This window comes from Streptomyces sp. NPDC058864 (genome assembly GCF_042742985.1).
Taxonomy (GTDB): Bacteria; Actinomycetota; Actinomycetes; order Streptomycetales; family Streptomycetaceae; genus Actinacidiphila.
In genome coordinates this window covers 29,801-50,501 of the sequence record NZ_JBHYMQ010000064.1, presented here as the reverse complement: position 1 = coordinate 50,501, position 20,701 = coordinate 29,801, and the positions used below count along the sequence as shown (strand labels likewise).

Sequence of the window (20,701 nt, the reverse complement as noted above, 5' to 3'; positions counted from 1 at the left end):
GGCGGACTCCGGTCCGCCCGGGGGCGCGGGCGTGGGGCCGCCGGCGCTACGAGGCGCGTCCCCTCGTGACGTGCAGCGCCACCGGGACCGGCGGCAGCCAGTACGGCGTGTCGCTGCGCATCACCAGGGACGCCGTGCGGTCCTGCGGACCGCGGAAGCCGTGGGCGTCCGCCCGGACGGTGAACGTCGCCCGCTCACCGGGCCGCAGGGTCAGCCGGACCGGGCTCTCCGTGAGCCAGCCCACGTCCGTCTCGGTCCCGTCCCAGCCCGGCAGTTCCTCCACGGTGGCCACCGGCACGGGGAAACGGCTCTGGTCGCTGCCGCCCACCCGGTACATGCCCGGGGCGCCGCCGCCACGGTAGACGGCGGTCGCTGTGCGGGGCAGCGGCGTCCAGGTGTCGCTGCCGGGGTCGTAGGCGTACCCCTCCGGGGTCAGGACCCTGTTGACGCCGACCCTCTTGAATCCGCCGGACACCAGGAGCCGCCCGTTCGCCGAGGTATAGGCGGAGGTCGCCAGGCCCACGGGCATGTCCGCGACGGGCTGCCAGCCGTCGGAGGCCGGGTCGTAGACGTAGGCCGCTGACGTCTCCACGTACTCGTGGGTGCCTCCCGCACAGTAGAGCCTGCCGCTGATGGCGCCGCAGGAGGTCCAGCCGATCGACTGCGGGTAGTCCGCGGCCCTGGTCCACCGGCCGGAGGCCGGGTCGAAGACGTACACGGTGCCCGCGCAGTCGGTGTTGGTGCAGCCGCCGACGACGTACAGCCGCCCGTCGAGGACTGCGCCCGCCGCACCGTAGTGGCCCTCGGGGACGGCCGGGCCCTTCGCCCAGGTGTTCCGCACCGTGTCGTAGACCTGCAGGGTGCTGCTGACCGTCTCCTGCGGGCCCCAGCCGCCGACGGTGTAGAGGCGGCCGCCGATGATCCCGTGGGCGGTGGCCTGCCTGGGCTCGGGCGCCGGGGCGCCGCGGGTCCAGGTGCCCACCGCGGGGTCGTAGACGTACAGGTCCGCGGTGGGGGTGGGGCCGTCGGAGCCGAGCGCGGAGTAGAGCCGGCCGCGATCGGTCTCCACGGCGTTGTCCATCACCGGGACGGGGAGGTCCGGCAGCGTGCGCCAGGCGCCGGCGGGAGGTGCGGAGCCCGGGCCGGTGCCGGTGCGCTCGCCGATGCGGAGCGTGGCGGGAGCGGTGCCGGTGTTGCGGACGGTCACCTTCCGGACGGCCTTGCCGCCGGACGCGGTGGTGACGTCGATCCGGGCGGTGCCGAGCGACAGCCGTCCCGCCGCGAGGGCGAAGGATGCCTTGACGACCCGGTCCGGACGGACGGTCACGGAGCGCGAGGCCGTCCGGTAGGCGGGCTTGGCGGTGGTGACCGCCCGGCTGCCGCCGCCCGGGACGAAGAGGCGGTAGAGGCCGTCCCCGGTGCGCGGGTCGCCGGTGGTGGCGGTGGTCTGCGCCGAGGCGTGGGCGCCGGTGCGCACCACGGCGGCGACCAGTCCCCGTCCGGTGTTGGCGTCGGTGACGGTGCCGGTGACCACTCCCCCGGGGACGGGGGTGAGGATCCGCCGGGTCACCGTCACGTCGTCGACGGCCCACAGCATGCCGGGACCGGTGAAGTGGAAGCGCAGTCGCACGGCCCGCTCGCCGGCGTAGGCGGTCAGCGGGACCTCCACGCGGCCGCTGCTCCACAGCTGGTCCTGGTGCCACACCGTCGTCCAGGTCCTGCCTCCGTCGTCGCTGACGTCGACGTCGCCGCGCTGCTCCGCGGAACCCTCGTAGTCCGTGGCGAAGGCCAGTGCGGGATCGCCCTTGCCGGTGAAGTCGTAGACAGGGCTGATGAGTTGGGTGTCCAGTGCGGTGTCCCAGCCGGCGTGGTCGTTGTCGGCGACCGCGAACGCCCCGGAGCCGCCGGTGGTGTTGCCCCGGGCGCCCGGATCGTCGAACGCCCAGCCGCGGGCGGTGCCGGGGGCGTCGGCGACGCTCCAGCCCTCTGGCGCCCCGGCCGCGGAGTCGAAGGGCTGGGTGTCGACGGTGCGCACCGTCAGGCGGTAGGCGGGGTCGGCGGTCGCCCAGGTGTCCGCGGGCAGCGCCAGCCGCAGCTCCCGGTCGGCGGTGCCCACCGTCACCTGCCGTACCAGGGACCGGTAGTGGGAGTCGTCGCCGACGACACGGAGGGTGTAGGTGTGGTTCTCGGGCAGGTCGAGGCGGTACGCGCCGGTGTAGGCGTCGGACCAGACCGGGGCGCCCGGAACGCCGTCCACGGTGATCTTCGCGTGGAGCGGCCAGCCGTGCCCCGATCCGTCGCTGACGGTGCCCGACACCCGGTGGGTCGCCAGTTTGCGCAGGGTGACGTCCCGGGGGACGGCGGCGCCGTCGGTGACGTCGACGTCCGCGGCCTCGCCGGGCGCGTAGCCGTACGCCTCGACCCGGACGTCGTGCCGGCCGGCGGGCAGCGGCAGTGTGTAGCGGCCGCGGGCGTCGGTGGTGGCGCGGAAGATGCCCGCCGTGACCACGGCCCCGGGCAGGGGCGAGCCGCTGCGCCGGTCGGTGACCGTGCCCGTCACGGTGCCGTGCGGCCCCATGCGGAAGGCACCCGTGCCGTTCGGGGTGCCCAGGCCGGTGGGTCCGTCGTAGCCGGCGCCCGCGGTGCACAGGTACGCCGGGGAGCAGCGGCCGTTGGCGCCCGCGGTGACGTCGTGCAGTCCGGGGCCGCCCTGGGCGTACGGGTAGGTGTTGGGGTACGTTCCGGCGACCGGGGCGTCCGCTGCGGCGTAGACGCCCGCGATGATCGGCGCGGAGGCGCTGGTGCCGCCCGCCACGCCCCAGCCGCCGCCGTTGTAGCCGTCGTAGACGGCGACACCGGTGGCCGGGTCGGCCACGGCGGAGACGTCGGCGACGGTGCGTCCGGGGCAGCCGGTGTCCTCCTGGAACGCGGGCTTGGGCTCGTAGCGGGAGCAACCGGAACCGGTGCCGGCCCCGTCGTGGTCCCACACCGACTCCGACCAGCCCCGGGCGGTACCCGCGTCCCGGGTGAGGGTGGTGCCGCCGACCGCGGTCACGTGCGGGGACGCGGCCGGGTAGGCGACGCCGTAGCGGGAGTCACCGGAGGAGGCGACCACGGCGACGCCGGGGTGGTCGTAGTGGACGTCGGCCGCGGACTCGCCGGGGTCCTCGGGGAGGAACGCGTAGTTGGAGCCGTAGGAGTTGGAGACGTAGCCCGCGCCGAGCGCCACGGCCTGGTCGACGGCGGCGCCCAGGTCGTCGACGCCGGCGGAGTCGGCCTCGACGAGCAGGATCCGGGCGTTCGGGGCGACGGCGGAGACCATGTCCAGGTCGAGGGAGATCTCCCCGGCCCAGCCGGGGTCGGGGTCGGGGTAGTGGGTGCCGCCGCGCTGGTCGGCCTTGGTGAAGCAGCCGTTGGCGGTGGTGCAGGCGGGCAGTCCGTACTGCGCCCGGTAGACGGCGAGGTCGGCTTCGGCGTCCGGGTTGTCGAAGGCGTCGACGACGGCGATGGTCCGGCCCGCCCCGCCGTCGGCGGGCAGGCCGTAGGCGCTGCGCAGGTCGGCGGGGCCGAAGCCCTCCGGGTCCTCCCCGGCCGCCCGCAGGCCCTTGTGCGCGGGGAGGTCGGTGCGCCGCAGGCCGAAGCAGGCGAACTCGTGCGGCTCGGGCGTACCGCAGAGCGGCTCGACGTGACCCGGCGCGGCGGGTGCGGACGCGGGCGCCGTGCTGCGCCCGCCCTCCGCGGCCTGGGCCGGGGCAGGAGCGGCGCCGAACGCGGCCAGGAAGGCGACGCTCAGCAGACCGGCGCCGAGGGACGGCCGTCTGCGCCGGCGGGGCGGACGGCTCGGGAACATGGACAAAACGCAACTCCTGTCGGCATCTTCGGGCGGCGGCACACACCGCCCCCGGATGGGTGAGTCGCGCGAAGTCCGGGACAAGTTCCGCGCACGGCGGGGGAATTTCGCACGCACCGCGGTCCCGTGCCCGTCAGGCCGTGTCCACCAGCCACTGCCGTACCTGCCTGCGCGCCTTGTGCAGGCGCGACTTCACCGTTCCGAGCGGGATGCCGAGGCGCTCCTCGATCTCCCGGTACTCCATCTGGCAGATGTCGCGGTACACCAGCGGGGCGACCAGTTCGGGGCTGACGCCCTCCAGCCGGTCGAGGGCCTCCAGCAGGTCGAGCCGGGTCCCCGCGACCACGCTGGTCCTGCGGGGGTCGGGCGTGTCGGCCTCGGCCGCGGAGAGGGGCCGCTCGGCGTGCCGTCGTTTGAGCTCCCGGTACTTCTGGCGGGCGCAGTTGGCGACGACCGTGTACAGCCAGGTGTGGAAGAGGCTGCGCCCCTCGAAGGTGCGGATGCTGCGGGCGACTTGGAAGAGGACGTCCTGGGCGGCCTCCTCCGCGTCCTCGCGGTGGGGCAGGAAGCGGCCGCAGCGACGCAGGACCTCGGGCCGGATCCGGGCGAGGAGCAGGTCCAGCGCCGCGGCGTCCCCGGCCGCCGCCCGCGCGGCGAACTCCTCCGTCTCCTGGGCGGGCGTCACAGGGGTCCTCCTCGGTCCTTGTCGGGGTCGGTGCATGATAGGCACATGCCCCCACCTCAGCAGATAGGCCGTTACCGGCTGGTGCGACCTGTCGGTTCCGGGGCGTTCGCCATGGTGTGGCTGGCCCATGACGACTCGCTCGACGCGCCGGTCGCCGTCAAGGTGATGGCGGAGAACTGGGCGTACCGCATGGATCTGCGCGAGCGCTTCCTCTCCGAGGCCCGGCTGCTGCGCAAGGCCGCGTCCAGCCGTCTGGTGCAGGTCTTCGACATCGGGGAACTGCCCGACGAGCGGCCCTACTTCGTCATGGAGTACGCCGACGGCGGCACCCTGGGCGACCTCCTCGCCCAGGGACGGCCACCGCTGCCGGAGGCGCTGCGGCTGACGGCGGAGGCCGCCCGCGGTGTCGCGGCGCTGCACGAGGCGGGTGTCGTGCACCGTGACATCAAGCCGTCCAATGTGCTGATCAGCGGGACCGGGGAGGGGCAGGAGCGGGTGCTCGTGGCCGATCTTGGTCTGGCCAAGGCGCTCGCCCAGGCCTCCGGCCTGACGATGGCCGCCGGTTCGGCCGGTTACATGGCGCCCGAACAGGCCCGCCCGGACGGGGGCATCGACGTGCGCGCCGACGTGTACGGACTGGGGGCCCTGCTGTACCACCTGGTCACGGGATCGGTGCCGGGCCCCGCGGGGAAGGTCGTCCGGCCCCGCCGGTTGCGCCCGGACCTCCCTTCTCCCGTGGAGCGGGCGGTGCTGCGCGCCCTGGAGCCGGACCGGCGCAAGCGCTGGCCGAGCGCGTCGCGGTTCGCCGAGGAACTGGACGCGCTGGCCGCCCGGTCGGCCGGCCACGTGGAGAGCCGGCCGCGCCGGCGGCGTGGGCGGACCCTCGTCATCGCCCTGTGCGCCGCGGTGCTCGCGGCCGGCGGCGCCGGTCTTGCCGCCTCACGTTCCGGCGCGCCGCGGACCCCGCCGCCGACGGTGGTGAGCGACGCCACCGACCGGATCCGGGTGCAGGTCCCCGCGGGATGGGGCAGGGAACTCGTCCGCGGCGGCTGGAGCCCCCGGGCGCTGCGGCTTGCCGACGCCCATGAGCCCGCCCTGCTGATCGCCTCGGACGTGGCGAGGTGGCAGGACCTCGGCTCCGGGGTGGACGGCGTGTTCGTCGGACTGAGCGAGCGCGGCGATCTCACCGCCCGGGTGGGTGCGGTCCGGCACGGCGGCTGCCGCTACCGGGGCAGCCGCGGCTACGCGAGCGAAGGGGCGCCGGGCTGGAGCGGCCGGGTCCGTCACTGGACCGGCTGCGGCGCGGCCGGCGGGTCTCTGGACGAGATCAGCCTCACCCGGGCGGGTGCCGCGCAGCCCCAGGTGTACGTGCAGATCCGGCAGGCCGGCGGACCCGACCTGACCGATGATGTCCTCGGCGGTCTGCGGATCACCGGGTGAGACACCGATCGAGGAGAACTTCCGCCGCCCACGGCGCATCTCACCGGGAGTACGGGATGCCGTCCGGCGAGAGGCCCCCGCGGCCTGCCGGGGAGGAGAGAGACATGAACGTGGCCGAGCACGAGGCGATGCCCACCGAACGGTGCGGCGGGTGCGCGCTGCCGAACCGCCGCAGCCGACGCACCACCGGCCGGCTCACCCGCGCGGGCGGGCCGGTGCCGTTGCTCGTGGGCGGGCTCGTCCTGGCGGCGGTGCTCACCGGCTGCGGCGACAGCGGCGGGAAGGAGACCGCGAGCGCCCCGCGGACGCTGCCCGGCTCGGCCGGTCCGGTGAGCGGGGACCTGGCGAGCGGGGACCCGGCGTCCTCCGCCAAGCCTTCCGGGGAGACCCCCGCCTCGGCCCCCGCCGCATCCACGACACCCTCCTCGTCCGGCTCCTCGTCCGGCCACACCGGCGAGCCACCGCAGGCCGGTGGGCGCTGCCACACCTCGGACCTCAGTGCCTCGATCGGCCGCAACGACCCCGGCGCGGGCCAGGAGAACTTCCCGATCGTCCTCACCAACCGTTCCGGTCGCACCTGCACGGTCCGCGGTTTCCCGGGCGTGGCCTTCGTCAACGCCGCCGGCGAGCAGGTGACCGTCGACCCGGAGCGCGCCACGGGGCAGTCACCGCGGCGGGTCTCGCTGGCGCCCGGCGCGAGCGCCTGGTCGGCGATGTCCTTCTCCAACCCGGCCATCACGGGCGTGACCACGGTGACCCCGGCGGCGGTGATGGTCACCCCGCCGGACGAGACCGCGTCCCTGAAGGTGCCGTGGACCGGCGGCGAGGTCTCCAACACCGGCAAGGCGTCCGTGCCCCGCCTCGGCCCGTTCCAGCCGGGCGCCGGACCCGCGTGACGGGGACGGCGCGGCTCATCTCCGTCCGACGGCCCCGAAGAGCCGGCCGAGCGGGCCTTCGTGGAGGCCCTCGCTGGTGAGGGCGTGGTAGAGGATCACCACGGCGATGCACACCAGGCCGACGGCCGGGGCGACGAACCACCCGCCGATGCCGCAGACCACGTACAGGACGAGGCCGGTCAGCGGCCGGATCCTCTGCGACTGGAGGTAGCGGGGCGACACACCGGTTTCCAGCAGTTCCGGATGGTCGCGCAGATAGCTGAACACCCCCCACCACGGAGCCGACATCACGGCCGCCACCAGCGCGTACAGGACGACCGCCACGCGCCGGTCGTGGGGGCTCCCCGCCTCGCCGAACGCGTCCCCGAGCACCGCCGTGGGGAAGGGCACGATGACGGCGCTGAAGAGGATGGCGAGGTTGATCCACAGCAGACCGACGTCCATGTGCCGGATCCGCCGGAACAGCCCGTGGTGGTTGAGCCAGATGACGCCGACGTAGACGAACGAGACGAGGAAGGCCACGTAGGCGGGCCAGTTGCCGAGGAGCCCCGGCACGAGTTCGCCCGACCCGTGGTGCGGATCGTAGAGGTCGAGGACGAGCAGGGTGATCACGATGGCGAAGACGGCGTCGCTGAAGCCCTCGACCCGGCTGGTGTCCGACAGGCGCAGGCCGTCGTCGGTGGCCGGGCTTGACGGAACGTCACGATCCGGTGGGTTTGGCATGGTCTGATCGTATGGGCCGGGGTACGGGGGGTGATCAGAGGTCGCGCAGCATGTCGGTAGCCCGCGTGGGATTCCCTTCTTCTTCGTTGGGCATTCGAGGTGCGCATGCCCCATCGGTGGCGGATTCCGGGGGTGTTGATCAACGATGGAGTGATGGACTACAGCCTTGAGGTCGTCATCGTTCCGGTCGCCGACGTCGACCGGTCCCTGGCGTTCTACACGGAGCGGGCCGGGTTCTCCCTCGACGTGGACTACGCGCCCGCCGGCGATTTCCGCGTCGTGCAGCTGACGCCGCCCGGATCCGCGTGCTCGGTGCAGATCGGCGTCGGGCTCACCGATGCCGTCCCGGGGTCGCTGCGCAACCTCCACCTGGTCGTCGGTGACGTCGAGCGGGCCCGCCGGGAACTGACGGAGCGGGGAGCCGCGGCACAAGTGGCCCGTCGAGGACTGGAAGGGCGGTTTCCGGCCCGGGGTGGACCCCGGGCGCCGCGACTACGCCAGTTTCGTCGACTTCGCCGACCCGGACGGCAACACCTGGATCGTGCAGGAGCGCGGATTCCACAGGGCGGCCTGAACCCCCGAGGCGCGTCACCGCACGCCGGGCCGTTTTCGGATTATGTACGTTTCGCACAGTTCGGATAGATTTTACATATGGCGACACTGCGGGCGCTGGAGTGCCTGGTGGCCTTGGTCGACGAGGGTTCGGTCACGCGGGCCGCGGCCTCCCTGCACATGTCCCAGCCGGCGCTCTCGCACCAGATCGCGGCGCTGGAGCGGGAACTCGGCACCCCCGTCGTCGAGCGGCTGGCCCGCGGGGTACGGGTGACGGCGGCCGGCCGCGCCGCGGCCGAAGAGGCGCGGATCGCCCTGGAGGCCGCGGCCCGGGCCGTCCGGATCGGACGGCAGGTCGGCGCGGGCAGCGGCGGACGGCTGCGGATCGCCTGCGCGGAGACCATGACCGCCTGGCTGCTGGTGCCGGTGCTGCGGCGCTGGCGCGCACGCCGGCCCGGGGTACGACTGGAACTGGCGGAGTTCACCAGTGCCGACCGCATGGTGGAGCACCTGATGAACGGCGCCACCGACCTGGTCGTGGGACCGGAACCCACCGCGACCACGGCCCACACCGAGGTGCTGGGCCGCGAGGAGATGGTGGTCGCCACCTTCCCCACCCATCCGTTCGCCTCGCGGGAATCCGTCACGGTCGGGGAGCTCGCCGGCGAGCCCTTCGTGCACTACGACCCTGGCAACGGGATGGCGGTCTGGGTCGACCGGTTCGCCGCCTCGCACCAGGTCACCCTGAGCCCCGTGCTGCGGACGCACAGCCCCCGCACCGCCGCCCAGCTCGCGGGAGCGGGCATGGGGGTGAGCCTGGTTCCGGTGTCGGCCCTGGCCGGCCGCCCCACGGCGGTCGTCCGGCGGCTGGAGCCCCGTGTGCACCGCGACATCGTGGCGCTCACGCTGACGCCCTCGGACGCCCTGGTCCGGCGGTTCGTCACCGACCTGCGCAGCCGGGGGCTCCCCACCGTGGACACCGCCGCCGCGCTGCCGACCGCGTAGTCCCCCCGGCCCCGCCGTCCGCCGGTTCCCGCCCCGCACACACGAACAACCGATCGCAGCGCCCGAGGAGGTCAGACATGACCGGCACCGTCCACTACCGCACCACCACGGTCAACGGCCTGGACGTCTTCCACCGCGAGGCCGGTGACCCCGCGGCCCCCGCCCTCGTACTGCTCCACGGATTCCCGACGAGCTCGCACATGTTCCGGAACCTGCTCCCCGCCCTCGCCGACCGCTACCGCGTGATCGCCCCCGACCACATAGGCTTCGGCCAGTCGGCCATGCCCGCGGTGACGGACTTCCCGTACACCTTCGACGCCCTCACCGAGGTCACCTCCGGCCTGCTCGAACAGCTCGGCGTGGACCGCTTCGCCATGTACGTGCAGGACTACGGCGCCCCCATCGGATGGCGGCTGGCGCTGGCGGACCCGCGGCGGATCACCGCGATCGTCAGCCAGAGCGGCAACGCGTACACGGAGGGCTTCGCCAGGCCCTTCTGGGACGGGCTGTTCGCCTACGCCAAGGACCCGAACCCCGATACCGAGGCGGCGGTGCGCGGCGCGCTCACCCTGGAGGTCACGCGCTGGCAGTACCTGAACGGGGTGGACGACCCCAGCCTGGTCAGTCCCGACAACTGGGTCCACGACCAGGCGCTCCTGGACCGGCCCGGCAACGACGGGATCCAGCTCAGCCTGTTCCGCGACTACCCGCGCAACGTCGAGGCCTACCCCGCGGTCCACGCGTACTTCAGGGACTCCCGGGTCCCGCTGCTGGCCGTCTGGGGCGAGCGCGACGAGATCTTCGGGCCCGACGGCGCCCGCGCCTTCCTGCGGGACCTGCCCGACGCCGAGGTCCATCTGCTGGAGTCCGGCCACTTCGCGCTGGAGAGCCACCTGGACACCGTCGCGGAGTACATCCGGGGCTTCCTGGGCCGGGTCCTGACCTGAACCGCGGATCGCCGTCCGGCCGCTCAACCGGCCGGGGTACGCCCCGCACGGCTGCGTTCGTAGTGGCGGGCCACCCGGGTCCGGTTGCCGCAGATGTTGCCGGCGCACCATTTGCGGCGCCGGTTCCCGGCCAGGAACAGCATCGAGCACTCCGGGTTGGCGCAGCGCCGCAGCAGCCGCAGCCGGTCGGGGCTGCCCAGCAGCCCGACGGCCTCGGCCGCGATCACGGCGAGGGCGGCGTTCCCCCCGTACTCGGTGTGCCGCCTGGCGGCCTCCCGCAGTCCCTCGCCGGTGACGACGAGCCGGGGGCTGACGGGCGCGGAGGAGGCGGCGGCGTTGATGTCCTCCACCGCGGCGGGGTCCACGGGCCGTCCCTCGAGATGGGAATCGAAGGCCTCCCGGACGGCCGCGCGGAGCCTGCGGGTCGCCACCGGATCGGGAGCCGGTCCCGGCGGCAGCCTCCTCGCCTGGATGGCCCACCAGGCGGCGGCCGCGGCAGGGGGCCCGAGCAGGTCGACGGCCGGCCGGCGGGCGGTCATGACGGTGTCGGCGAGGTCCAGCACGACCAGGGGCTCGCCGCCCATCGGAAAGCCCGCGGCCTGCAGCTCGTCGATTCCCACAGGAACGCTCACGCGTCAAAAATATCCATTAGGGCGCCGCCGATCCAGCCGAACTTCCAGCGGAACTCCAGCGGAATCCCGGACCGTCGATTTACGGGGTGGTCGCATCCAAAAGACGAATCCCCGATCGCTTGTTCCGTACCACTAACGGTCCTAGCGTCGAAGAGAGCATTACAACGGCCCACGAGGAAGGAAGAGCCATGGGACTGTCCTGGCAGCAGGGGCCGCTCTCCACGACCCGGATCGGGCACTTCCTGGTGCCCGGTCCGCTCCCGGAGCGGATGCTCTTCGCCGAGCGCCTGCGACGCCGCATGAGGGTCAGGTTCGCCGGCGAGTGGATCGCCGACAGCGAGGACGTGGTGCTGCTCCACGAGCCGGGCCGCTACCCGGTCGCCTACTTCCCGCACTCCGACGTCCTGCCGGAGGCGCTGGTCGCCGGTGACCACGTCACGCGGCACAAGGACCTCGGCGACACGGCCTGGTTCGCCGTACGGGCGGGCGGCCGGATGACCGAGCGTGCCGCCTGGGAACTCGTCGCGCTCCCGGAGCACGCCGCCGACCTCGAGGGGCGGATCGCCTTCGCCTGGCGGGCGATGGACGCCTTCTACGAGGAGGACGACCGCATCCTCGGACACGCCGCCGACGCCTACCACCGCATCGACATCCGCAACACCTCCCGCACGCTGGAGGTCCGCTCCGAGGGCCGCGTCGTGGCCCGCTGCGAGCACCCCGTGGTGCTGTACGAGTCGGGCTTCGCACCCCGGTGGTACGTGCCGCGCGCGGACGTCGACCAGTCGGCGCTGACCCCTGTCGCGGGCCGCACCTTCTGCCCGTACAAGGGGCTCGCCGACTACTACGACATCGGCGCGGTCCGGAAGGCGGCGTGGTCGTACCGCAACGCCTACCCGGAGGTCCGCCGTGTCGACGACCTGGTGTCCTTCGAGCCGGACAGGGTCGAGGTCACCCTGGACGGCAAGCGGCTGGAACCGGAACCGGGTCAGCAGGTCGTCCCGCACGGCGTGGACCGCGGACTGGACACCGACGAGGTCCGCAGTCGCTAGAGGGCCTGTCGTCAAATCGGCTCCCCCAGCTACCGCTGGGAGGGACCCCCACCGCCCGGAGGGCGGGCCCCGCGGCTCCCCCAGCTTGCGCTGGGAGGTGCCCCCAGTGCGGTGCATCGCAAGGCGGAGAGTCGTCCTCGTAGTGGGCTACTCGGACGATTCGACAACGCAGGAAGGCGCCGTGCCTGGGGGCACCTCCCAGCGGAGCTGGGGGAGCGGCGCGGGGCAGGCGGGAATTTGACGACAGGCCCTCGACCCCGTCCTGGGCCGGAACAAGGTTCCGCACGCGAAAAGACCGAGGGAGAGTCCCATGTCAGCTTCTCTGCAGGACCGGACGGTGCTGGTGGTGGGCCGTGGCAGCGGCATCGCCCGGGCGGTCGCCGGGGCGGCGCGCGCCGAGGGCGCCCGGGTCGTCGCCGCCGGGCGGACGCCGGACGACCTCGAGGACGCCTACAAGGGCACGGACGTGACCGTGCGGCAGGTCGACCTCACCGACGAGGAATCGATCGCGGCGCTCGCCGAGGACCTCGGCAGCGTCGACCACGTGGTCTCCACGGCGTCCGCCCGGGCCCGCGGAAAGCTGTCCGAGCTGACGCCCGAGGCGATCGTCCTGTCCTTCCGCACCAAGGTGGTCGGACCGATCATGCTGGCCAAGCACTTCGCCCCGCGCATGCCCGCGGACGGTTCCTTCGTCCTGTTCTCGGGCGTCGCGGCCCTCGAACCCGACCCGGGCTTCCTCGCCGTCGCCGCGACGAACGGCTCGGTCAACACCGTCACCCGGTCGCTGGCCGTGGAGCTCGCCCCGATCCGCGTCAACGCCGTGTCCCCGGGCACCATCGACACCGGCGCGTGGGACGGGCTGGGCGACACGGGCAAGTCCGAACTCTTCGCCCGCCTTTCCGGAAGCAATCCCGCACGGCGGATCGGCACGCCGCAGGACGTCGCCCAGGCCGTGGTGTTCGCGATGACCAACACGTTCATGACCGGGGTCTGCCTCGCCGTCGACGGCGGCCAGCCCCTGGTGTGAACCGCCCGCCCCCCGCGTCCCGGAACGCACGGGCCCCGACGACCGGACTCTCCCTGGGGACCCACCCCTTCCACCACTTCCACGCGAAAGGCCCGGCGATGACCGACCGGCGGCAGACCCCCTTCGTCCTCGACCCGAGCGGACGGACCCTGCACGGCGAGAGCGCCGTGCTGCGTGCCCGCGGCCCGGTGACGAAGGTGCTGCTGCCGGGCGGCGTGGAGGCATGGTCGGTGAACAGCCAGGAGGCACTGGAGCGCCTGCTCACCGACCCCCGGGTGTCCAAGGACTCCCGCCGGCACTGGCCGCGCTTCGCGTCGGGCGGGATCACCCCGCAGTGGCCGCTGTACGCATGGGTGTCGGTGACCAACATGTTCACCGCCTACGGCGACGACCACAGGCGGCTGCGGCAGTTGGTGGCACCCGCGTTCACCGCGCGCCGCACCGCGGCGCTGCGCCCGCGGATCGAGCGGATCGTCGACACCGTACTGGACGAACTGCCCGCCGCCGCGCGCGACGGGGTCACCGACCTCCGCGCGCACTTCGCGTATCCGGTCCCCGTGCGGGTCGTCACCGAGCTGATGGGCGTGCCCGGGGGTGCGATGGCCACCGGACTCCGGTCGTGCATCGACAACATCTTCAACACCTCTCTCGGCGCCGAGGCGGCCGCGGCGAACCACCGGAACACGTACGCGCTGCTGGACGAACTGGTGGCACTGCGCACCCGGCAGCCCGGCGACGACCTGACCAGCGCCCTGATCGCCACCGAGGAGGACGACGAGCACCTCACCCGTGCCGAGGTCGTCGACACGCTGCTGCTGGTCGTCGCCGCCGGGCACGAGACGACGGTGAACCTCCTCGACAACGCCTGCTTCGCCCTCCTGACCTCCCCGGCACAGCTCGACGCCGTCCGCGCCGGGCGGGCCGGCTGGGACGACGTCATCGAGGAGAGCCTGCGCCTGGACGCGCCCGTCGCGCATCTGCCCCTGCGCTACGCGGTGGAGGACATCCACGTGGCGGGGACGACCATCGCCAAGGGCGACGCGATCCTCGCCTCGTACGCCGCCGCCGGCCGGGACCCCGCCCGGCACGGCCCGACCGCCGACGACTTCGACGTGACCCGCACCGACAAGGGCCACCTCGCCTTCGGCCACGGCGTGCACCACTGCCTCGGCGCCCCGCTGGCCCGGCTGGAGGCCGCCGTCGCCCTTCCGGCGCTCTTCGCCCGCCACCCCGCGATGGCGCTCGCCGCGGAACCCGGCGCGCTGGAGCCGGTGATGTCGTTCATCTCCAACGGGCACACCCGGCTCCCGGTCACCCTCGGCTGAGCCGCGGCCCGGCCCCGCGCGGTGCGAGCACGTCCAGTTGGCGGTCGTGCACCCTGCTGAGCAGCAGCAGCGACAGCACGGCGCCGACCAGGGCACAGAACATGTCCCACTGGGTGTCCCAGACGTCCCCCTGTGTGGCGAGGAACGCGTCCGCGGCGTCCCCGCCGATCAACGCGGCCCACCATTCCAGCAGTTCGAAGAACGCGCTGAACGCCATGCAGGCGCACACGGTCAGCGGCGCGAGCCACCGGCTGCCGCGCAGCGGGGAGGTGCGGACGAGGATCTCGCGGACCAGCACGGCGGGCACGAAGCCCTGCATGAGGTGCCCGATCCGGTCGTACGGGTTGCGCGACAGGTCCAGGGCGTCCCGCAGCCACTCCCCGAACGGAACCTGGGCGTAGGTGTAGTGGCCGCCCACCGACAGGACCAGGGTGTGCAGGGCCAGCAGCAGGCATAGCAGCCCGGTCAGCGGGAACCGGCGGCGCAGGGCCACCGCGAGCGGCAGCCCGATCGTGATCCAGAAGGTCTCCAGCACCCATGTGCCGCGGTCCCGGGGCTGGATCCCGGACACCACCAGGGCGGCGAGCGCGAAGGCGGCGGCGAGCACGGGCAGGCCGACACGCCGGACGGGGACGGTGAGGTCAGTCATGCCCCATAGGGTCGCGGGGCGCGGTACGCGGGCGCATGAGTACGCCTACTCACGCCTTCGTGGGGGCGGGACTCCGCGCACCGGGTGGCCTGCTGCCGCGGCCGACCCCGCGCTGCCGCGTATCGAGTCGTTAGGCTCGGACACATGACTGTTCTGCGGATGGACAACGTCGCCGTCGTCGTCGACGATCTGGACGCGGCCGTCGCCTTCTTCACCGAGCTCGGCATGGAGGTGGAAGGCAGGGCCCGGATCGAAGGCCTCTTCGCGGACCGCACCGTCGGACTCGACGGCGTCCGCAGCGACATCGCGGTGATGCGGACCCCGGACGGCCACAGCAAGCTGGAGCTGACCAAGTACCACGCCCCCGCGCCGGCCGACGCCGAGCCGCGGAACCCCCCGCCGAACACGCTGGGCCTGCATCGCGTCATGTTCGCCGTCGACGACATCGACGACACCATCGCACGCCTGCGCGCCCACGGCGCCGAAATCCTCGGCGAGGTGGCCCGGTACGAGAACATCTTCCGGCTCTGCTACCTGCGCGGCCCCGCGGGCATCATCGTCGCGCTCGCCGAACAGATCGGCTGACGCGGTCCTGCCGCGCGGAGCGTGTCGACGGCCGGCACCGCTTGACGCATGTCGCGCGAGCCCGGGGATTCCGCGGGCGGACGGTGTCGGGCCGGGGGGAAGACCCCGTCGTGAGAGCCGGATCACACCGGGCCGTGTCACTGCGGCCCGGGCTGCCTCGTCCCAAGGGGTGAGCCGTGGACGACCACGGACGAGCACGCGGGACACAGGAGGAGCACATCATGGACGCGCGACTGGACTACTTCGCCGATCCGACCGCGGGCCGGGCCCTCAAGCACTTCATGGCGGTGGGCAAGGCGTTCAAGGAGTCGTCGCTGCCGGCCGCGACGCAGGAACTCGTGGCGCTGCGGGTCAGCCAGATCAACGGCTGCGCCGCCTGCATCGACATGCACACCAAGGAGGCCGCCGCCGCGGGCGAGACCCCGGTGCGCCTGCACCTGGTCGCGGCATGGCGGGAGGCCACGGTCTTCACCGAGGCCGAGCGTGCCGCGCTGGAGCTGGCGGAGGAGGGCACCCGGGTCGCGGACGCCGGCACCGGGGTCGGCGACCCGGTGTGGGAGCGCGCCGCCCGGCACTTCGACCGTGAGCAGCTCACCGCCCTGGTCCTGCTCGTCTCCTTCATGAACGCGGTGAACCGGCTGAACATCATCAGCCGGCAGCCGGCGGGTGACTACGAGCCGGGCCGGTTCCACTGACCGGGACCGGGGGAAGGGGATCGCGCGTGAGCAAGGTGGAGGAATTCCAGGAGCTGCGGCCGCTGCTGTTCTCGATCGCGTACCGGATCCTGGGCAGCGTGGGCGAGGCCGAGGACGCGGTGCAGGAGACGTGGCTGCGCTTCGACGCCTCGTCCACCCGGCCGGTGTCGACGAAGGCGTTCCTGTCGGCGGCGGTGACGCGTGTCTCGATCGACGTGCTGCGCTCCGCGCGGGTGCGGCGGGAGGAGTACGTCGGGCCGTGGTTCCCCGAGCCGCTGCTGAGCGACCCGTACCAGGATCCGGCGCGGTCCGCGGAGCTCGCCGACTCGGTGTCGATGGCCGCGCTCCTGCTGCTGGAGCGGCTCAGCCCGCTCGAACGGTCGGTGTTCGTGCTGCGGGAGGTGTTCGGCTTCGGCTTCGACGAGGTCGCAAGGGCGGTGGGGCGCTCGGAGGCGGCGTGCCGTCAGCTCGCGGTGCGGGCGCGCCGGCACATGGAGGCCGGACGGCCGCGGTTCGAGGCGGACCACGCGGCGCGGCAGGAGCTGGCCCGGCGGTTCTTCGACGCGCTGAGGGACGGCGACGTGGACGCGCTGCGCGAACTGCTCGCCGCCGACGTGCAACTGGTCGGGGACGGCGGCGGCAGGACCCCGCAGCTGGCGCGGGCCGTCGTGGGCGCGGAGAACGTGGCCCGCGTGCTGGGCACGGTCTTCCCCCTGCTGCTCCGGGTGGACGTGACGTTCGAGGCGCACGAGGTCAACGGCGAGCCGGGGGCGATCTTCCGCGACCGGGACGGCAGGGTCCTGCACACTCTCGCCCTCGACGTGCTCGACGGGCGGATCCAGGCCGTCCGCACGGTGCTCAACCCCGACAAGCTCGGCCATCTCGGCCCGGTCGCCGACGCCTGGGCGATCCACCGGGAGGTGCAGCTGGCCCGCCGGCGGGGGACCTGACCCGTGCGGGGGCGTCAGCGCCGGCGCGACGCGGTGAGGGCGGCCACCAGGGTCTCGCCCGTCATCTCGGCGACGACGACGGTGCCGTCCCGCATGTCCGCCGGAAGGTGCGCGTAGTCTTCCGCCCGGCACACGGCACCGCCCGCCGGGTCGAGGAGGACCGCGCCGAGCCGGGAGATCAGTTCCGCGATGATCCCGAACACCTCGCCGGCGTGCGGGCGCGAGACCATGGTGTCGCGCCCGCCTGCGAAGATCTCCGCCTCGCTGCCGTCCGCGGCCCGCACGAAGAACTCCAGCTCGGCGGCCGCCCTCACGATGAGGCGCGGGTCGCCGACGTGGTGCGGTTCCAGGACGGCCCGCACCACCGCCAGGTCGACGGGAACGGGCTCGTCCGCCCCGCCCACGAAGGTGAGGATGAACGGGCTCCACCCCATGACGACCAACCCCTCCCCGCGCAAAACCGTGTGCGCCGGCCGCGACATGAACCTACCCTCCGGCCATGGACCTTCGCGAAGAGCTCCCGGCCGACCACGAGTCCGTGCGCGAGGTCCACCTGCGGGCGTTCGGCGACCACGGCCGCGTCGTGGCCGATCTGGTCGACACCCTGCGCGGGAGCGTCACGCCCGCGGACGGCGTCTCACTCGTCGCCGAACAGGGCGGCCGGGTCGTCGGGCACGTCATGTTCACCCCCGGCCTGCTCGACGCCCCGCGGCGGCTGGTCGAGGTGCAGGTGCTCAGCCCGCTGGCCGTCCTGCCCGGACACCAAGGCGGCGGCGTCGGCACGGCCCTGGTCCGGCACGGCCTGCGCACGCTCGCCGGGCGGGCGGTCCCCGTCGTCTTCGTCGAGGGCGATCCCGCCTACTACTCGCGCCTCGGATTCCTGCCCGGCGGCGACCAGGGCTTCCGAAAGCCGTCCCTGCGCATCCCGGACGCGGCCTTCCAGGCGGTGCCGCTGCCCTCGTACGAGCCGTGGATGACCGGCACCTTCGTCTACGCCGAGCCGTTCTGGCGGCACGACGCGGTCGGCCTCCGCGACCCCCACGCATAGGGATCGGCGCGATTCGGTGGCGCCCGGAGCGCAGGTCGGGAAGGCTCGCGCCCATGGTTTCGGTGGTGCACAACATGGCGATCGACTGTACGGATGCCTACGAGCTGGCCCGGTTCTGGAGCAGGGTCACCGGGCGTCCGCTGCATCCGGAGGACGGACCGGGTGACCGGGAGATCCAGGTGACGCTCGCGGAGGGACCCGCGCTGTACTTCAACCAGGTGCCCGAGCCCAAGACCGTCAAGAACCGGATCCATCTGTGCCTGCGCCCAGAGACCTCGCGCGAGCAGGAGGTGGAACGGCTGCTGGGCCTCGGTGCCACCTTCGTCGCCGATCGCCGGAATCCCGACGGCACCGGCTGGGCGGTCCTGGCCGACCCCGAAGGCAACGAATTCTGCGTCCTCCGCAGCGAGTCCGACCGGGCCGCGACGAACTCCTGAGGCTCAGGCGCCGCTCCGGACGGGACCTTCGCCGGCGAACGGGGAGGGGTACCCCCCGCCGAGCCGGCGGATCTCGTCCAGCGGGTAGGGGGTCCGCCTGCTCCGGCGCTGGAACGAGAGGTTGAACTCGGACATCACCGCGGCGATCGGCGCGTGCCGGGTGATGATCGCCGCGGCCACCTCGGGGATTCCTGTGGGGCGCCTGCCCTCGGCGTAGCCGCGCACCAGCGCACAGCGGACGTCCCGGTCCTCCCTCCGGTATCCGTACAACGCGGTGACCAGCCAGTTCACCAGATAGGTGGCGGTGTAGCAGCGGTCGTAGGTCTGATGCCGGTCGAAGAAGCCGGCCTCGTCCGGCGACAGTTCGAACGCGGACGAGACGGCGAGGCCGAAGTCCGCGAAGTACAGGCGGCGCCCGTCGGTGAGGATGTTCTCGAAGTGCGCGTCGAAGTGGAGGAGCCCGCGGCCGTTCATGAACGAGGTGCCGGCCGCCAGTTCCCTCTCCACCATCTCGCAGGCCCGGTCGGCGGCCTCGCCCCCGGCCCCCACCTGGGTGCCCAGCCACTGGTGCAGGTTCTGCGGGATGTACTCGAGGAACAGCGCGACGCTCGCCGAGGACCGCCGGAGGGCCTCGATCCGGCGGCGCACCTGCGCCGATCCGTCCCAGTAGGCGACGGCCCTGTCCACGTCGGCCAGTTCCTCGGGCAGCGGCATCGAGTCCGGCAGCACGCGCCAGTGGTACATCAGCGGGAAGCCGTCGTGTTCCGCCGTGAGCACCCAGTTCGTCGTCATGGTGTGCGCGGCGAGTTCCCTCCACGCCCCGAAGCCCGGCCCGCCGATGGTGCCGACGCCGTAGTGGCAGAAGTCGGGCAGCTCGAAGGAGTTCGCCGTGGACCGGAGGTTCCCGGGCCGCCGCTCCAGGTCGGTGAGGGGCACCCGCTTGACGAAGACCGGGGTTCCGGCGACCTCCAGCAGGGCCGACGTCCCTCCGATGCCGGATCCCACCGGCACGGCCGTGTCCATGAGCTCCCGCAACTCGCGATCACTGCGCGATGCCAGGGATGCGGAGACGGCGCCATGGGCGGTCAGCCGCGCGCCGCGCGAGATGTCAGGGCACTTCACATCGGCCTCCACCTGGCTCGCTACCTCGATTCCGCAATGGCCGCGGCCGGAAAAACACATGACGCGCGGCGGGCAGTCGTCGACAATCCTCGCGTGGCCACCATGAACGTCGACAGGACCGTACACGGCCCGTCCCTCCGTACCTCCCTGACCGCGCGGGCGGGACGAGCCTACGGCGCGATCCCGCCCACGGCACTGGTGCTGCTCGGCATCGTCAGCGTCCAGGTGGGATCGGCCCTGGCCAAGCACCTGTTCAGCGAGGTCGGCAGCTTCGGGACGGTCGCGTTGCGGCTCTTCTTCGCGGCGGCGGTGCTGACGCTGTTCTGGCGGCCGTCCCTGCGCATGGACCGTCGCACGTGGACGGTGGTGCTCGGCTACGGCCTGACGCTCGGCCTGATGAACCTGTGCTTCTACCTGTCGCTGGCCCGGATCCCGCTGGGGATCGCGGTGACCGTCGAGTTCCTCGGGCCGCTGACGGTGGCGCTGGCCGGGTCGAGGCGCTGGCTGGACGCCTTCTGGGCCCTGCTCGCGGCGGGCGGGGTGGTCCTGCTGATGGAGGGACACGGCGAACTCGAGCTCGCCGGGCTGCTGTTCGCCCTCGCGGCGGGAACGTGCTGGGGCCTGTACATCCTGGTCGGTGCGGCGCTGGGCCGCCGCACCGCGGAAGGCAACGGCCTGGCCCTGGGCATGGCCGTCGCGGCCCTGGTGACCGTGCCGTTCGGCGTGGCCGACAGCGGAACGGCACTGGTCCAGCCGTGGGTCCTGCTCGCGGGGCTCGGCGTGGCGCTGTTGTCCTCGGTGATCCCGTACTCACTGGACCTGGAGGCGCTGCGCAGGATGCCCCCGCGCGTGTTCGGCATCCTGATGAGCCTCGAACCGGCGATGGCGGCCGTGATCGGCCTCGTCGTGCTCCACGAGTCGCTGCACTGGTCCCAGTGGATCGCGGTGCTGTGCGTGGTGGCCGCGTCGGCGGGTGCCGCACGCGGGACCCGTCCGGACGCCTGACCCCCGGCGACGCGCTCCGACGCGGTGCAGGCAAGGCGTCGCGGCTGTGTCGGACCGCCTTCGTAGGATCACGTGCGAG

The 20,701-nt window shown here is 73.2% G+C and carries 21 protein-coding genes; 14 read left to right on the top strand and 7 right to left on the bottom strand.

Annotated features, from left to right (window positions below; translation table 11 throughout):
- Positions 1-46: 46 nt before the first annotated feature.
- Together ACFW3D_RS33340 and ACFW3D_RS33335 are read right to left on the bottom strand one after the other, a co-directional pair.
- On the bottom strand, positions 47-3,850 hold the full coding sequence (locus ACFW3D_RS33340) for a Kelch repeat-containing protein (RefSeq protein ID WP_500510705.1): 3,804 nt from the start codon (positions 3,848-3,850) through the stop codon (positions 47-49).
- Positions 3,851-3,983: 133 nt separating this feature from the next.
- Positions 3,984-4,571, bottom strand: coding sequence for an RNA polymerase sigma factor (locus tag ACFW3D_RS33335; protein WP_500510703.1), 588 nt, complete (start codon positions 4,569-4,571; stop codon positions 3,984-3,986).
- Between the two features lie 9 nt (positions 4,572-4,580).
- On the opposite strand from ACFW3D_RS33335, the gene ACFW3D_RS33330 reads away from it, so the two are divergent.
- Together ACFW3D_RS33330 and ACFW3D_RS33325 are read left to right on the top strand one after the other, a co-directional pair.
- Entirely contained in the window at positions 4,581-5,975 is a 1,395-nt protein-coding gene (locus ACFW3D_RS33330) for a serine/threonine-protein kinase (protein WP_500510701.1), read from the top strand.
- A 104-nt stretch (positions 5,976-6,079) separates the two neighbouring features.
- Entirely contained in the window at positions 6,080-6,871 is a 792-nt protein-coding gene (locus tag ACFW3D_RS33325; RefSeq protein ID WP_500510699.1) for a DUF4232 domain-containing protein, read from the top strand.
- A gap of 15 nt (positions 6,872-6,886) precedes the next feature.
- Here ACFW3D_RS33325 and ACFW3D_RS33320 read toward each other — a convergent pair whose 3' ends face one another.
- Entirely contained in the window at positions 6,887-7,594 is a 708-nt protein-coding gene (locus tag ACFW3D_RS33320) for a TMEM175 family protein (protein WP_500510697.1), read from the bottom strand.
- A 153-nt stretch (positions 7,595-7,747) separates the two neighbouring features.
- Here ACFW3D_RS33320 and ACFW3D_RS33315 point away from each other — a divergent pair, with 153 nt between their 5' ends.
- The 3 genes from ACFW3D_RS33315 to ACFW3D_RS33305 all read left to right on the top strand — a co-directional run bounded on the left by ACFW3D_RS33315 (position 7,748) and on the right by ACFW3D_RS33305 (position 10,098).
- Complete coding sequence (locus tag ACFW3D_RS33315) at positions 7,748-8,236, top strand: VOC family protein (RefSeq protein ID WP_500510695.1); 489 nt, start codon at positions 7,748-7,750, stop codon at positions 8,234-8,236.
- Between the two features lie 9 nt (positions 8,237-8,245).
- On the top strand, positions 8,246-9,151 hold the full coding sequence (locus ACFW3D_RS33310; protein ID WP_500510693.1) for a LysR family transcriptional regulator: 906 nt from the start codon (positions 8,246-8,248) through the stop codon (positions 9,149-9,151).
- A 77-nt stretch (positions 9,152-9,228) separates the two neighbouring features.
- Positions 9,229-10,098, top strand: coding sequence for an alpha/beta fold hydrolase (locus ACFW3D_RS33305; protein ID WP_500510691.1), 870 nt, complete (start codon positions 9,229-9,231; stop codon positions 10,096-10,098).
- A 23-nt stretch (positions 10,099-10,121) separates the two neighbouring features.
- On the opposite strand, the gene ACFW3D_RS33300 is transcribed toward ACFW3D_RS33305, so the two are convergent.
- Entirely contained in the window at positions 10,122-10,730 is a 609-nt protein-coding gene (locus ACFW3D_RS33300; RefSeq protein ID WP_500510689.1) for a CGNR zinc finger domain-containing protein, read from the bottom strand.
- A 188-nt stretch (positions 10,731-10,918) separates the two neighbouring features.
- Here ACFW3D_RS33300 and ACFW3D_RS33295 point away from each other — a divergent pair, with 188 nt between their 5' ends.
- From ACFW3D_RS33295 to ACFW3D_RS33285, 3 genes are all read left to right on the top strand, one after another.
- A complete protein-coding gene (locus ACFW3D_RS33295; protein WP_500510687.1) occupies positions 10,919-11,779 on the top strand; it encodes a DUF427 domain-containing protein in 861 nt (286 codons plus the stop codon).
- A 310-nt stretch (positions 11,780-12,089) separates the two neighbouring features.
- On the top strand, positions 12,090-12,806 hold the full coding sequence (locus ACFW3D_RS33290) for an SDR family oxidoreductase (protein ID WP_500510685.1): 717 nt from the start codon (positions 12,090-12,092) through the stop codon (positions 12,804-12,806).
- Positions 12,807-12,904: 98 nt separating this feature from the next.
- Complete coding sequence (locus ACFW3D_RS33285; protein ID WP_500510683.1) at positions 12,905-14,131, top strand: cytochrome P450 family protein; 1,227 nt, start codon at positions 12,905-12,907, stop codon at positions 14,129-14,131.
- On the opposite strand, the gene ACFW3D_RS33280 is transcribed toward ACFW3D_RS33285, so the two are convergent.
- Entirely contained in the window at positions 14,118-14,780 is a 663-nt protein-coding gene (locus ACFW3D_RS33280; RefSeq protein ID WP_500510681.1) for a DUF2238 domain-containing protein, read from the bottom strand. The two genes, ACFW3D_RS33285 and ACFW3D_RS33280, sit on opposite strands and share 14 nt — an antisense overlap.
- Positions 14,781-14,924: 144 nt before the next feature.
- On the opposite strand from ACFW3D_RS33280, the gene ACFW3D_RS33275 reads away from it, so the two are divergent.
- From ACFW3D_RS33275 to ACFW3D_RS33265, 3 genes are all read left to right on the top strand, one after another.
- Positions 14,925-15,365 (top strand): VOC family protein, encoded by a 441-nt coding sequence (locus ACFW3D_RS33275; protein ID WP_500510679.1) that lies wholly within the window; start codon positions 14,925-14,927, stop codon positions 15,363-15,365.
- A gap of 221 nt (positions 15,366-15,586) precedes the next feature.
- Positions 15,587-16,060 (top strand): carboxymuconolactone decarboxylase family protein, encoded by a 474-nt coding sequence (locus ACFW3D_RS33270; protein ID WP_500510677.1) that lies wholly within the window; start codon positions 15,587-15,589, stop codon positions 16,058-16,060.
- Between the two features lie 26 nt (positions 16,061-16,086).
- Positions 16,087-17,010 (top strand): RNA polymerase sigma-70 factor, encoded by a 924-nt coding sequence (locus ACFW3D_RS33265; protein WP_500510675.1) that lies wholly within the window; start codon positions 16,087-16,089, stop codon positions 17,008-17,010.
- Between the two features lie 14 nt (positions 17,011-17,024).
- Here ACFW3D_RS33265 and ACFW3D_RS33260 read toward each other — a convergent pair whose 3' ends face one another.
- On the bottom strand, positions 17,025-17,444 hold the full coding sequence (locus ACFW3D_RS33260) for a hypothetical protein (protein WP_500510673.1): 420 nt from the start codon (positions 17,442-17,444) through the stop codon (positions 17,025-17,027).
- 65 nt (positions 17,445-17,509) lie between these two features.
- On the opposite strand from ACFW3D_RS33260, the gene ACFW3D_RS33255 reads away from it, so the two are divergent.
- Both ACFW3D_RS33255 and ACFW3D_RS33250 read left to right on the top strand, forming a co-directional pair.
- Entirely contained in the window at positions 17,510-18,058 is a 549-nt protein-coding gene (locus ACFW3D_RS33255) for a GNAT family N-acetyltransferase (protein ID WP_500510671.1), read from the top strand.
- A 53-nt stretch (positions 18,059-18,111) separates the two neighbouring features.
- Positions 18,112-18,495: a VOC family protein gene (locus ACFW3D_RS33250; protein WP_500510669.1), complete on the top strand. Its 384-nt coding sequence runs from the start codon at positions 18,112-18,114 to the stop codon at positions 18,493-18,495.
- Positions 18,496-18,498: 3 nt separating this feature from the next.
- On the opposite strand, the gene ACFW3D_RS33245 is transcribed toward ACFW3D_RS33250, so the two are convergent.
- A complete protein-coding gene (locus ACFW3D_RS33245) occupies positions 18,499-19,617 on the bottom strand; it encodes a protein kinase family protein (RefSeq protein ID WP_500510666.1) in 1,119 nt (372 codons plus the stop codon).
- Positions 19,618-19,719: 102 nt separating this feature from the next.
- Between ACFW3D_RS33245 and ACFW3D_RS33240 the strand changes: the two genes are divergently transcribed.
- Positions 19,720-20,622 carry an EamA family transporter gene (locus ACFW3D_RS33240; protein WP_500510708.1) on the top strand — a complete coding sequence of 301 codons (903 nt, stop codon included), beginning with the start codon at positions 19,720-19,722 and terminating at the stop codon, positions 20,620-20,622.
- Positions 20,623-20,701: the final 79 nt, after the last annotated feature.